Source organism: Massilia sp. Root335 (genome assembly GCF_001425685.1).
Taxonomy (GTDB): Bacteria; Pseudomonadota; Gammaproteobacteria; order Burkholderiales; family Burkholderiaceae_D; genus Telluria; species Telluria luteola.
This window is the reverse complement of record NZ_LMCY01000007.1, coordinates 70682-83811: the sequence shown is the minus strand read 5'-3', so window position 1 is coordinate 83811 and position 13130 is coordinate 70682. Positions and strand designations below refer to the sequence as shown.

At 67.6% G+C, this 13130-nt stretch carries 11 protein-coding genes; 4 read left to right on the top strand and 7 right to left on the bottom strand.

Features of this window, described 5'->3' with window-relative positions; genetic code table 11:
* Nucleotides 1–74 precede the first annotated feature (74 nt).
* From ASC93_RS05760 to ASC93_RS05740, 5 genes are all read right to left on the bottom strand, one after another.
* Complete coding sequence (locus ASC93_RS05760; protein ID WP_056438506.1) at nt 75–1238, bottom strand: FAD-dependent monooxygenase; 1164 nt, start codon at nt 1236–1238, stop codon at nt 75–77.
* A complete protein-coding gene (gene pepP, locus ASC93_RS05755) occupies nt 1231–2568 on the bottom strand; it encodes a Xaa-Pro aminopeptidase (RefSeq protein WP_157201756.1) in 1338 nt (445 codons plus the stop codon). The genes ASC93_RS05760 and pepP overlap by 8 nt, the downstream gene beginning before the upstream one ends.
* Entirely contained in the window at nt 2565–3287 is a 723-nt protein-coding gene (gene murU / locus ASC93_RS05750) for an N-acetylmuramate alpha-1-phosphate uridylyltransferase MurU (protein ID WP_056438501.1), read from the bottom strand. The genes pepP and murU overlap by 4 nt, the downstream gene beginning before the upstream one ends.
* Nucleotides 3288–3297: 10 nt before the next feature.
* On the bottom strand, nt 3298–4368 hold the full coding sequence (locus tag ASC93_RS05745; protein WP_056438498.1) for an aminoglycoside phosphotransferase family protein: 1071 nt from the start codon (nt 4366–4368) through the stop codon (nt 3298–3300).
* Nucleotides 4369–4511: 143 nt separating this feature from the next.
* Nucleotides 4512–6161: a PKD domain-containing protein gene (locus tag ASC93_RS05740; RefSeq protein WP_157201755.1), complete on the bottom strand. Its 1650-nt coding sequence runs from the start codon at nt 6159–6161 to the stop codon at nt 4512–4514.
* Between the two features lie 301 nt (nt 6162–6462).
* Between ASC93_RS05740 and ASC93_RS05735 the strand changes: the two genes are divergently transcribed.
* From ASC93_RS05735 to rsmA, 4 genes are read left to right on the top strand one after another with little or no spacing between them, the layout of a single operon-like run.
* Nucleotides 6463–8736, top strand: a complete 2274-nt coding sequence (locus tag ASC93_RS05735) for an LPS-assembly protein LptD (protein WP_056438492.1) — start codon at nt 6463–6465, stop codon at nt 8734–8736.
* A gap of 46 nt (nt 8737–8782) precedes the next feature.
* Nucleotides 8783–10213 carry a peptidylprolyl isomerase gene (locus ASC93_RS05730; protein WP_229412611.1) on the top strand — a complete coding sequence of 477 codons (1431 nt, stop codon included), beginning with the start codon at nt 8783–8785 and terminating at the stop codon, nt 10211–10213.
* A 1-nt stretch (nt 10214) separates the two neighbouring features.
* Nucleotides 10215–11276, top strand: coding sequence for a 4-hydroxythreonine-4-phosphate dehydrogenase PdxA (gene pdxA / locus ASC93_RS05725; protein ID WP_056438486.1), 1062 nt, complete (start codon nt 10215–10217; stop codon nt 11274–11276).
* A gap of 5 nt (nt 11277–11281) precedes the next feature.
* Nucleotides 11282–12061, top strand: a complete 780-nt coding sequence (gene rsmA, locus ASC93_RS05720) for a 16S rRNA (adenine(1518)-N(6)/adenine(1519)-N(6))-dimethyltransferase RsmA (RefSeq protein ID WP_056438483.1) — start codon at nt 11282–11284, stop codon at nt 12059–12061.
* Here rsmA and ASC93_RS05715 read toward each other — a convergent pair.
* Both ASC93_RS05715 and ASC93_RS31900 read right to left on the bottom strand, forming a co-directional pair.
* A complete protein-coding gene (locus ASC93_RS05715) occupies nt 12056–12859 on the bottom strand; it encodes a DUF6851 domain-containing protein (RefSeq protein WP_056438480.1) in 804 nt (267 codons plus the stop codon). The genes rsmA and ASC93_RS05715 overlap by 6 nt on opposite strands.
* 64 nt (nt 12860–12923) lie before the next feature.
* The coding region (locus ASC93_RS31900) for a hypothetical protein (RefSeq protein WP_229412610.1) at nt 12924–13130 on the bottom strand (207 nt) is incomplete at its 5' end.

The following is a 13130-nucleotide window of genomic DNA, read 5'->3' as shown; positions in this document are numbered from 1 at the left end:
GCGCGGGCTCGGAGAGCCCGCCCTACTTGCGGCCCAACATGATCGGCAGGGTGGACGGCTCGCCGTCCACGCGTTCAACGCCGCCCGAACATCATCAACTCCGCGAGCAGCATCCGCGCCGGCCTGACGGTGTCCAGCGCCGCCAGCGCCAGCCCGAACACCGGCTGCAGCGGCCCCGTATTCGCGAACACGCGCGCCATCGCATCCGTCGTGCGGATGATCGCGCCGCGGTCGCGCGCACGTTCCTCGGCAAAGCGCGCCAGCGCATCCGCGATCCCGTGGTCGTGATCGATCCCGCGTGCCAGCAGGCGTGCCAATACGGCGGCATCGCGCAGCCCGAGATTCAAACCCTGGCCCGCGACCGGGTGCAGGGTCTGCGCCGCATTTCCGATGGCGACCGTGCGTGCCGTGAAGCGCGGGTCCGCATTCAGCCCGAGCGGAAACGCCGCCCGTGCCGCCGCGCGCACGAACGTGCCGAGACGCTCGCCGAACGCGTCGCCCAGCCGGTGCAGGAATTCGGGCTCGCCCAGGTCGAGCAACTGCTGCGCGCGTTCCGGCCGCACGCACCAGACCAGCGCATATTGATGGCCGTCGGCGCCGTCCTGCGGCAACAGCGCGAGCGGACCTTCGTCCGTAAAACGTTCGAAGGCGCGGTGCGCGATCGGCTGGCTTGCCGTGACGCGCGCGATGACGGCCGTCTGCGCGTAGTCGCGCCGCTGCGTCTTGTCCGCCTGTTCGCCGAACACGCCGCCTTCGGCCTGCACGGCCACCTGCGCATGCAGCGTGCGGCCGTCGTCCAGCGTCAGCACGACGCCGTCGCGGTCTTCATCCAGCGCCGCCACGCGCACCGGGCGCAGCACCTGCACGCCCGCGCGCTCGCAGGCGCGCGACAACGCATCGACGACGTCGCCGTAGCGGGCAACGTAGCCCAGCGCGTCGAGCCGGTGTTCGGCGCGGTCCATCATGCTGCGGCCCAGGTGGCCGCGGCGCGAGACGTGGATCTGGTGGATCGGCGTGCACGGCAACGGCCATGCGCCGACATCCTCCAGCAGCATGCGGCTGCCCCACGACAGCGCGATCGAGCGCGGGTCCGAGATCGCCTGGCCCAGCGCTTTCGCATCCACGAGGGCGATGCGCCCCGGCGCGACGCCGCGGCGCGCCATCAGCGCGGCCAGCGCGAGGCCGACGGGGCCGGCGCCGCAGATGGCGACGTCGGCGGATAGAATCTCGTCAGCCATGCGCCGTCCCCACGATCGCTTCGATCTCGGCCACGGTCTTCGGCGCGGTCGCCGTCAGCAGGCGATAACCGTCCTTCGTCACGACGACGTCGTCCTCGATGCGGATGCCGATGTGCCAGAAGCGTTCCGGCACGCCCTCGGCCGGGCGCACGTAGATGCCCGGTTCCACCGTCACGACCATGCCCTCGGCGAGCTGGCGCGACGGCTTCTCGGCCTGCGTGACGTCGCGATAGGCGCCGACGTCGTGCACGTCCATGCCGAGCCAGTGGCCCGTGCCGTGCATGTAGAACGGCACGTGCGCCTTGGCGGCGATGGCGTCGTCGACGCTCGCGTGTGCCGACCTGTCGATGAGGCCCAGGTCGAGCATGCCCTGCACGAGCACGCGCAGCGCCGCTTCGTGGAAGGCGCTGTACGGCCGGCCCGGCGCGATGGCGGCAAAGGCGGCGTCCTGCGCGGCCAGCACCAGTTCGTACAGGGCGCGCTGGGCGTCCGTGAAGCGGCCGTTGACGGGGAAGGTGCGGGTGATGTCGGACGCGTAGCCATCCAGCTCGCAGCCGGCGTCGATCAGCACGAGGTCCCCAATCTGCATGGGCCGGTCGTTGACGTTGTAGTGCAGGATGCAGGCGTTCGGGCCCGAGGCCACGATGGGCGTGTAGGCCGGGAACTGGGCGCCGCTCTTGCGGAAGGCGTACAGCAGCTCCGCTTCCAGCTCGTATTCGAACATGCCGGGGCGCGCCGCGCGCATCGCGCGCTCGTGCGCGCGGCCCGAGATCTCGCCGGCGCGCAGCATCAGCGCCTGTTCGTCGGCGTCCTTCACGAGCCGCATCTCGTCGAGCAGCGGCAGCAGGTTGACGAAGGTGTCGGGGGCCGTCGTGCCGGTGCGGGCCTGCGCGCGCACGGCCTTGATCCAGAGCGTCACCTGCGCGTCGAGCGCGGCGTTCGACGCCAGCGCGTAGTACAGCGCGGGCGCGTTCGCGAGAATGCGCGCCATGTGCGTATCCAGTTCGCCGATCGGGTACGCGTCGTCGACGCCGAACGTCGTGCGCGCCGCTTCCGGGCCGTGGCGGTAGCCGTCCCAGATCTCGCGCTCGACGTTCTTCTCGCGGCAGAACAGGATCGAACGGGCGGGCTTGTCGCCTTGTGCGGCGACGAGGACCAGCACGGCTTCCGGTTCCGTGAAGCCGGTCAGGTAGTAAAAGGCGCTGTCGTGGCGGTAGGGGTAGTCGCTGTCGCCGTTGCGGAGAAGCTCCGGGGCGGTGTGCAGCACGGCGACGGCGCCCGGCTGCATCTGCGCGGCCAGGCGCGCGCGTCGTGCCGCGTAGTCCATCAGGCGCCCGTCCGCACGGAGCCCGGCGGCGCGTTGAGTTCTTCCAGCTGGCGCACGGTGCCCACATTGACCCAGGGGCCCGTGTAGATCTCGCCGCCGATACGACCCAGGTCAATGAACTTGCGCATCAGGGGGCCGAGCCGCGAAACTTCTCCGGCCTTGATCCGGTCGAACATCTCGGGACGATAGACGCCGATGTTCGAGAAATTCCATTTCGGATCGCCATCGTTGGAGAGCGTGTACATCGTCATGCCGAAGTCGCCGTCCGGGTTGTGCCACGGGTTCGGCGTGAGGTACAGCCAGGCGATGTCGCGCTTGTCATGCGGGATCGGCTGGCCCACGGCGTCCACGTCCTTGAGCGCATCGAGGACCTGTTCGAAGTCGAAGTAGGGCGCGTAGATGTCGCCGGACAGCGCCAGGAACGGTTCGTCGCCCAGCAGGTGCAGGGCGTTGGCGATGCCGCCGGCCGTTTCCAGCGGCGCCGGTTCGTGCGAGTAGACGATGCGCGCGCCGTAGCGGCTGCCGTCGCCCAGCGCTTCCTCGATCATGTGGCCGAGGTGCGAGTGGTTGATGACGATGTCCTTGATGCCGGCGCGCACGAGGTTCAGCACGTGCCAGGTGATGAGGGGACGGCCGCGCACCTTGAGCAGGGGCTTGGGGCAGGTGTCCGTCAGCGGACGCATCCGCTCGCCGCGGCCTGCGGCGAAGATCATGGCTTTCATCGGCTGGTCTTCAGAATGTGTAGCCGACTTGCGGCGCCTTGTCGTCGAACGCGTCGAGCAGGCGCACGAGCGGCTTGAGTTCGGTGTAGCGGTTGGCGGTCTTGCGCACGTAGTCCATCACCGTGGGCAGGTCCCCCATGTACGTGGATTTGCCGTCGCGGTAGTTCAGGCGGCAGAAGATGCCGAGGATTTTCAGATGGCGCTGCAGGGCCATGTATTCGAAGTCGCGGTAGAAGGCGTCGATGTCCGGGTTGACGGGCAGGCCGACCTGCTTCGCGCTTTGCCAGTAACGCACGACCCAGTCCAGCACGAATTCCTCGTCCCACTGGATGTAGGCGTCGCGCAGCAGCGAGGCCAGGTCGTAGGTGACGGGGCCGTAGACGGCGTCCTGGAAGTCCAGCACGCCCGGGTTGCCCTGGTCGAGGAACATCAGGTTGCGCGAATGGAAATCGCGGTGCATGTAGACCTGCTGTTGCGCCAGCACGTTGGCCGTGATCGCCTCGAACACCTTGTCCAGCTGGGCGCGCTGGATGTCGTTCATCGTGACGCCCAGGTGGCGCCCGATGAACCATTCGGGGAACAGGTTCAGCTCGCGCAGCACGAAGGCGCGGTCGAATTCCGGCAGCACGCCGGCCTCGCTGGCGAGCTGGAACTTGATCAGGGCGTCGATGGCGTCCGAGTACATGAACGGGGCGTTGTCGACGGACAGGCGCTGCAGGTACATCGTCGTGCCGAGGTCGGACAGCAGCAGGAAGCCGGCCTCCACGTCGCGGGCCACGATGGCGGGCACGGTGACGCCGGCGTCGCGCAGCAGGCCGTCGACGTGGATGAAGGCCGGGACGTTTTCACGCTCCGGCGGGGCGTCCATGGCGACGACGGTATTGCCCAGCTTGTCGCGTAGCGCCGGCACAACATCGAGCCGGAAGTAGCGGCGGAAACTCGCATCGGACGAGGCCGGGCGCAGGCTGCCGGCGTCGACCAGGTCCAGCGAGCTCAACCATTCGGTCAGCCGGGCCAGGCGGGCGTCCTTGTCGGCGCCGGTGGGAACATTGGAGGGAACGTGTTGAGACGAAGAAGACATGAAGCGTCCCGGTGAAACGGGTTGGCGATAGGTTGTAAAGTGTGCCCAGGCGTGGCAGGGCAGTTCGGGTGTAATCATACGCGATTTCACAGGGCATCGGACCGCCCGGGCTGCTCCAGCCGGGCGGTCTGTGCATCCGTTGTCTATTTCTTCAGGACCTTGTTCACCCAAGTCTGCAGGGCGGGCGGGACCTTGGAGCCGAACAGCGCGCGCCGCCGCGGGGCGGCGCTTCCGGCCGCCGCGGCGGGGGAAGACGTGTTGGCGCCGGCAGCGATCGACGGGGGCGGGGGGAGCTCCACGGTCACGTGGCGGAATGTCGTCGTCGTCTTGCCGGTGGTATCGGTGACGCTCGCCACGATCGTGAATTCGCCCGAACCCGCATACGTGTGCGTGGCGCCGACCTGGCCCTGGCCGTCGTTCTCCTGCACGGCTGCCGCCTGGGGGCCGCTGCCGTCGCCCCAGTCCACCGTCGCCGTATGGGTATCGCGCACATTGCGGTCGCTGAACGACAGCGTGAGCGTGGCCGCCACGTCTGGACGAACCGGCTCGCTCAGGGTCAGCGGGCCCAGCACCGGTGCATCCGTGCACGCCCCGCCCAGGCGCAGCAGCACCAACCCGGCGTTGGAATTGGCCACGATGTCGCCGGTCGCCGAAATGCCCAGGGCCTGGGTCAGCACGAGGCCGGCGGGAGGATTGAGCAGACGGGTGTTCAGATCCACCGCGACGAAGTTGGTCCAGCGGAAGGCCAGCTCGGTCTGGCTGCCGTCGGCATTGGCGCGGATCATCGAGCCGACGATCGTGCCCCGGTCATTGATATCGCCCGCGCTCGATTCGACGAACGGCGCCCGGTGCAGGTCGACGAAGCCGCGCGTGCGCGAAAAATAGAATGCGCGATTGCCGGAGAAATCCGGCGGGAGCAGGCGCCCCACGGCCTCGCTCCGCTCGTTGAGCGCCGAGATGAAGGTGTTGGGCCCGGGCGGGGTGACGAAGGCGACGCCGTCGCGGCGGTTCCACAGGAATGCGCGGAAGTTCTGGTTGCCGGCCGAGTCCAGGTTCATGGTGGCGCCCGCCACCTCGTTGCGGTTGTTGATCGGACCGGCGACGGCCGACATGGCGCCGAACGTGCCCAGGTCGATCAGGTTCCCGGCCGCGTTCCACAACACCGCATGGCTGTTGCCGTCCGCCGCCGTGGCCGCGCCCGCCGTGATATTGAACTCGTTGATGTCGCCCGCGAACGACTGCGTGAAGCCGGCCGGCAGCAGCAGCGGCACCAGGCGGTTGGCGGCATCCCAGCGCACGGCACGGTCCACGACCTGGGACGAGCCGACGATCTGGCCGCGGTTGTTGATGTCGGTGACGAACGTGTCCGCGCCAGGATCCGGATCGGGCAGGAACGTCAGGCCGTGCGCGGCCGTCCAGCGGAATGGCTGGAAGGTGTCGGGAATGGTCGGCCGTGTCTGCGCGGCGACCACGCCGTGGTCGTTGAGGGCGCCCAGGGTGCTGACCAGGGCGCCGGCCGGGCTGACGTCGATGACCCGCTGGCCATCGAAAAAGCCGATGTGCAGCGTGTTGTCGAGTCCGGTGTATTCGAACACCGCCTGGCTGCGCGCATTGATGAATGCCCGGAATATCGGCGGCGGCGCCAGATTGATGATGCCGTACACGTCCCCGCGCGCCTGTGCGGAGAGGGGCAGCGGCGCGCTGTCCGCGCTGGCTCCGCAGCTCCATATCGTTCCCGTCAACACCAGCGCCCGTGCGGCCAGTGCAGCCGTGCCCGTCCATCGGATTCCCATGATTCCCTCCGCTCAGTGATTCATGCATATTGCATGTACGAGTCAATGTAGGGGATTGGAGAATTGAACAGGTCGAGCTATCGCAAACACTGACCTGACCGTCGGGTAGAGAAACTTCTTATTGTTAAAATTGTATCTATCGGTAATATTCATTTCCCTTTGAAAATCAATGGGTTATGGTTTTCCGTCGAGTTTCCGGATTATTACCACCGAGCCGCATAACGCGACCGTGCCGCACGAATTCCCATATAATAAGGGATTCAATCCAAACAATCGCCCTTATGGTGCAACGCGATCTTTCATGAGCTGGACGACGGCCCTACCATTCCCGCCGCGGCGAACCGCAGCATTGTCCGCTCTCGTGGCCATGGCCGCGGGGCCGCTGTATGCACAGACGGCGGCGCCTGCGGCTGCGCCCGTGCCCGCGCCGGCCCATCCGGACGAGCAGGATCTCCCGATCACGATGCGCGCCGAGGAATTTTCCGGCCGCCCGGACCGCATCCTGAACATGGTACGCAACGTCGAGATCACGCGCGGCGCCACCGGCATCACCGCGGACACGGCGTGCTACCGGCGCGTCGAGGACGAGGTCACGGCCGAAGGCGATATCACGATGTGGCGCTTCGGCGACCGCTACAAGGGCGACGCCCTGCAGCTGAACCTGGAAACGGGCAAGGGCTGGGTGTTGCATCCGTCCTATCGCCTGGGCATGAACAATGCGCAGGGCAAGGCCCAGCGCATCAACTTCCTCGGCGAGGACCAGGCCGTCGTCGTCGACGGCACGTACAGCACGTGCGAAGGCCCCGATCCCGACTGGTATCTGAAATCGAGCACGCTGCGCCTGGACCAGGGCCGCGACGTCGGCACGGCCGGCAAGACGATCATCTATTTCAAGGACGTGCCCATCCTCGGCATTCCGGCGCTGTCGTTCTCGCTGTCCGGTGCGCGCCGGTCCGGCTGGCTGCCGCCCACGATCGGCTTCGGTTCCAAGGGCTCGGCCGAGCTGATGGTGCCGTATTACTTCAACATCGCGCCCAACCGCGACCTGACGCTGTTCCCGCGCTATATCTTCGCGCGCGGCCTGCAGCTGGGCGCGACGGGCCGCTACCTGGGCGAGACGGACCGCGGGCCGTACAGCGGCGAGACACACCTGGAATACCTCGCCAACGACCGCCTGGCGCACCGCAACCGCTGGTGGGTCGACACGCTGCACAACCAGTTCCTGGCGCCCAACTGGACGTTCGGCTGGAACGCGCACGCGGCTTCGGACAACGAATACCCGTCGGACTTCTCGCGCACCGTCGCCGCCAGCGCCGAGCGCCAGCTGCTGCGCGAGCTGCGCACGGACTATTACGGCCAGTACTGGAACCTGACGGCGCGCGTGCAGAGCTACCAGGTGCTGCAGGACCCGGGCGCCGTGCTGAATCCCGCGCTGACCGTGGCGACGCCGTACAACCGCCTGCCGACGCTGAACTTCCACGCCGGCCGCTACGACGTGCTGGGCGGCTTCGACTGGGCGGTCGATGCGGAAGCCACGCGCTTTTCGCATCCGGACGACAACCAGGTGCAGGGCAACCGCGCCAACATGGTCGCGCAGGTGAGTTATCCGTGGGTGCATCCGGGCTGGTTCGTCACGCCCAAGCTGATGCTGCACGCCACGCAGTACGACCTGACGCACAACGTCAACAGCGACGACAAGATCTCGCGCGTGCTGCCCACGGTCTCGCTGGATTCCGGCCTCGTGTTCGAGCGCAAGTCGTCGCTGTTCGGGTCGGGCGGCACGCAGACGCTGGAGCCGCGCCTGTTCTACGTGCGCACCCCCTATAAAAACCAGGACGACATCCCCAACTTCGATACGGGCGTCGCCGGTTTCAATTACGCCCAGCTGTTCACGGAAAACCGCTTCGTCGGCGCCGACAAGGTGTCGGATGCGAACCAGCTGACGGCGGCGATCGTGTCGCGCTTCATCGAGGCCAACGGCGCCGAGCGCCTGCGCCTCGCGGTCGGCAGCCGCTATTATTTCACCGACCCGCGCGTGCGCCTGAACTCGAGCGAGCAAAGCAACCAGACCCGCTCGGACGCGCTGCTGGCGGCGTCGGGCCGCATTTCGGAGTCGTGGACCTTCGACAGCGGCGTACAATACGATGCACAGGCACGCAGCCTGTACAGCTCGAATGTCGGGGTGCAGTGGCAGCCGGCCCCGATGAAGGTGTTGAACGTCGAGTACCGTTTTCAACGCGACACCTTCGGCATCGCCAACGGCTTCCGCAACGCCGACGTCTCGGGCCAGTGGCCGCTGTCGCAGCGCTGGTATGGTGTGACCCGGGTCAGCTACTCGGTGCGCGACCGCAAACTGCTCGAGAGCCTCGTGGGGCTCGAGTACAAGGCGGATTGCTGGGTGTTCCGCATGGGCGCGCAGCGTTTCGTGACCGCCGCGCAGACCACCTCGACGCCGATCTTCTTCCAGCTGGAGCTCAACGGCCTGTCGCGCCTGGGGTTCGGCAACCCGCTGGAGACTTTCAACAAGAGCATTCCCGGCTACACCCGGCTGAACACCAACGTCGGCCGCCCCTGACCGGGCCATGGACAACTAGATACCTGAAATGAGTGCTTTCCTGAATATGCGTACAACCCGCCCGTCCCCGCTCCGTCCGCACCAGATCAAACTGGCGGCGGTGCTGCTGTGCGCCTTCGCCACCGGCGATGTCCTGGCCCAGGCGGCACCGGCCGGCGCTCCGGCCGCGGCCAAGCCCGCCGCCGCCAAGCCGGCCGCTAAACCCGGCACCGGCTTCCTGCCGCCGGCGTCCAGCAATGCCCACGTGATCGATTCCGTGTACGTGATCGTCAACGACGAGGTCATCACCAGGCGCGAAGTCGACCAGCGCGTGGCCGAGATCACCCAGCGCCTCAAGGCGCAAGGTGCCCAGATGCCGGCCGAGGAAGACCTGCGCCGCCAGGTCGTCGAGGCCATGATCACCGAACGCGCCCAGCTCCAGCTGGCCAAGGAAATGGGCGTGCGCGTCGACGACACGACGCTCGACCGCGCCATCGGCCGCATCGCCGAGAACCAGAAGATGACCGTGCAGGACATGCGCAACGCGATGGAAAAGGACGGCCTGACGTTCTCCCAGTTCCGCGAGCAGATCCGCAACGAGATCATGATGCAGCGCCTGATCGAGCACGAAGTCGACAGCAAGATCCAGGTCACCGACGCCGAGATCGACACGTACATGGCGGCCGAGAAGGCCGCCGCCGCCGACCGCGTCGAGATGGACATCGCCCAGATCCTCGTGCGCATCCCGGAAAACGCGTCGCCCGAACAGATCGCCGCCCGCAAGGCCAGGGCCGACGAAGTCGAGCGCCAGCTGCGCACCGGCGCCGACTTCGCCAAGATGGCCGCCACGTATTCCGATTCGCCGGACGCGCTGAAAGGCGGCTCGGTCGGCTGGCGCGATCCGGACCGCCTGCCCCCGATCTTCGCGAGCGAACTGCATAAACTGAAGCCGGGCCAGGTCACGCCGGTGATCCGCACCAACGTCGGCTTCCACGTCCTCAAGCTCGCGGGCGTGCGCAAGCTGGCGGAAGCGCAGAAGCCCGACCAGGCCGTCGTGCAGCAGACCCACGCGCGCCACATCCTGCTCAAGATCACGCCGACGCAGACCGAAGAGGAAGCCCGCAAGAAGCTCCTGGAAATCAAGCAGAAGATCGACAGCAAGCAGGCCACGTTCGAAGACATGGCGCGCCAGTACTCGAACGACGGCTCGGCCTCGAAGGGCGGCGACCTGGGCTGGCTGTATCCGGGCGACGCGCTGCCGGAATTCGAGAACCCGATGAACGCCCTCAAGCCGGGCCAGGTCTCGGACGTCATCAAGACGCCGTTCGGCCTGCACCTGATCGAGGTCGTCGAGCGCAAGACGCAGGACGTGTCGAAGGAAAAGGAACGCTCGGCCGCACGCCAGGTCCTCACCGACCGCAAGCGCCAGGAAGCCCTGGAAGACTGGAGCCGCCAGGTCCGCGACCGCGCCTACGTCGAGTTCCGCGAGGACAAATAAGATGTCCCAGGCAGGCACACGCCCTTCGCTGGCCGTCACGGTCGGCGAGCCGGCCGGCATCGGTCCGGAGATCTCGATCCGCGCGGCCTGGGCGCTGCGCGGCGAGGCCCGCTGCGTGCTCGTGGGCGATGCCGCCTTTCTGTCGCTGACGGCCAGCCTGATCGACCCGAGCATCCGCCTGTCCGCGATCTCCACGCTGGCGCTGCGCCACAGCGGCCTGCCGCACTTCGGTCCGGACACGATCCCCGTCGTCGACGTGCCGCTCGACGCCCACGTCGTGCCGGGCCGGCTGGACGCCGCCAACGGCCGCGCCGTGCTGGCGACGCTCGATCTCGCGATCGAAGGCACGCAGGCCGGCTGGTGGGACGCCATCGTCACGGCGCCGCTGCAAAAGAGCACCATCAACGACGCCGGCGTCGCGTTTTCCGGCCACACGGAATACCTGGCCGAGAAGACCGGCACGCCCAAGGTCGTCATGATGCTCGCGGGCGCATTGGCCTCACCTGCGGGGGCGGATCAGCCGTACCTGCGCGTGGCGCTGGCCACGACCCATCTGCCGCTCAAGGATGTATCGAGCGCCATCACGCGTGACAGCCTCACGCGGGTGCTCGACATCCTGCACGCGGATCTGGTGAAAAAATTCGGCATCGCGTCGCCCCGCATCCTCGTGACGGGGCTGAACCCGCACGCGGGCGAGAACGGCTATCTCGGCCGCGAAGAGATCGACGTCATCACGCCCGTGCTGGAAGACGCCCGCACGCGCGGCATCGACGCGCGCGGCCCGTATCCGGCCGACACCCTGTTCCAGCCCAAATACCTGCAGGACGCCGACGCCGTGCTGGCCATGTACCACGACCAGGGCCTGCCCGTGCTCAAGCACGCGACCTTCGGCCGCGGCGTCAACATCACGCTCGGCCTGCCCTTGATCCGCACGTCCGTCGACCACGGCACGGCGCTCGACCTGGCCGCGCAAGGCCTGGGCCAGGCCGATTGCGGCAGCATGGAAGAGGCGATCCGCGTCGCCCTGTCGATGGTCCGCGCGCAACAGAACCCACCCGCATAACAATAATGAAACACGTAGCCCGCAAGCGTTTCGGCCAGAACTTCCTGACCGACGACAACGTCCTCCACAACATCATCGAAGGCATAGCCCCGCACCGGGGCGACACCATGGTCGAAATCGGCCCGGGCCTGGCCGCGATGACGGCGCTGCTGCTCAAGGAGCTCGACCACATGCACGTGGTGGAGCTGGACCGCGACCTCGTCGCGCGGCTGGAAAAAGCGTACCCGCGCGAGCGCCTGACCATCCACGCGGGCGACGCCCTGAAATTCGATTTCGGCGGCATCCCCGTCCCGGAGGGGAAGAAGCTGCGCGTGGTGGGCAACCTGCCGTACAACATCTCCAGTCCGCTGCTGTTCCACCTGGCCGACTACGCCCACCTCATCGAGGACCAGCACTTCATGCTGCAGAAGGAAGTCGTGGAGCGCATGGTGGCGGAGCCGGGCACGAAGGCCTACGGCCGCCTGTCCGTGATGCTGCAGTGGCGCTACGACATGGCGCTGCTGTTCATCGTGCCGCCGACGGCGTTCGATCCGCCGCCGCAGGTCGAGTCTGCGATCGTGCGCATGGTGCCGACGAAGCGCCCGCTGCCGGCCGACGCGGCCACGCTCGAAGCCGTCGTGCAGAAAGCGTTCTCGCAGCGCCGCAAGGTGATCCGCAACTGCGTGGCGGGCATGTTCACCGAACAGCAGCTCGTCGATGCCGGCATCGATCCGGGCACGCGTCCGGAAACCGTGGCGCTCGAGCAGTACGTGGCGCTGGCGAACATCCTCAAACCGGCGTCATAACTTCCCCTGCCGGTAACGGCGCGCCTTGTCGAACACGCGCGCGCCGATCTTCCTTCCCGCTTCCTGACCCGCCGCCGCCGTGAGCGCGGCCGCGTCCGGCCGGTCGCTGCCCGTGAAGCGGCGCAGCGCTTCGGCCGCGGCGCCGGCACAGGCGGCGTCGACCGATCTCTCATCCACGGCCGCGCTGGCGGCGTCGGCCAGCGCGTTGGCGAGCACGAAGAACAGCAGGACATCGCGGTCGTCGTCGTGCCCGTCCCGCAAGGACAGGTGCCGGGCCAGCCGGAGCCAGTGTTCGGCGACCGCGTGCCGCCCCGCGGTGACCGGCAGGTTGACCTCGGCCGGCATCAGCGCGAACGGTTGCTCCCGGCGGCAGGCGTCGAGCATGGCCGCCGCCTGCGCGCGGCCGATGCCCGCCGGGCTGAATTGTCCGGCCGCGGCGGCCGGCGCGAGCCCCAGGCCCGCCATGTGGGCATCGACGTCCGGCTGCCGTTCCGGGAACAGGTCGACGAGCACGTGACGGGCAGCATGGCTCATCGCGGCCGTCTTGCTGGCGGCATCGCGCTCGGCGCGGGGCAGGCGCACGGCGACGCCGAGCGTCGTCTGGCGCGCGTCGCCGTCGTAGGCGGCCCAGGCGTTGTACATGCAGGTATGCACGAGCGCGAGCGTATGCAGCGTCTGCGCCGTGCCGCCGCACCGTAGCGCCAGCGCATTCCAGCCCGGCACCGTGCCGGCCGGCCGCGCCGCCAGGAGGGCCGTTGCCCCGTCCGACTCCACTTCCAGGATGTTCCGCCGTCCCATGTTTGCCTCCGCTTGTGCCCTCGACGAGTATCGCCAGCGAATCCGGCCCGGCTGTTGAGCATGCTCATGCGCCGGCTGCTGTGCCGCAACGCACAATCCGGTTTTTCGCCGCTTTATCCTGCGTTTTTTGCAGTTCGTCGCAGTCCGCTGGAAGGGAAGGGCGCGCGCGCCTACAGTGACACCATACCAAGCCGATCACGGCTCCCGACGAACCGAACGAACACTCAGGAGAAGCAAAATGAACGTCCTCAAAAACATGGAAGCCATCTTT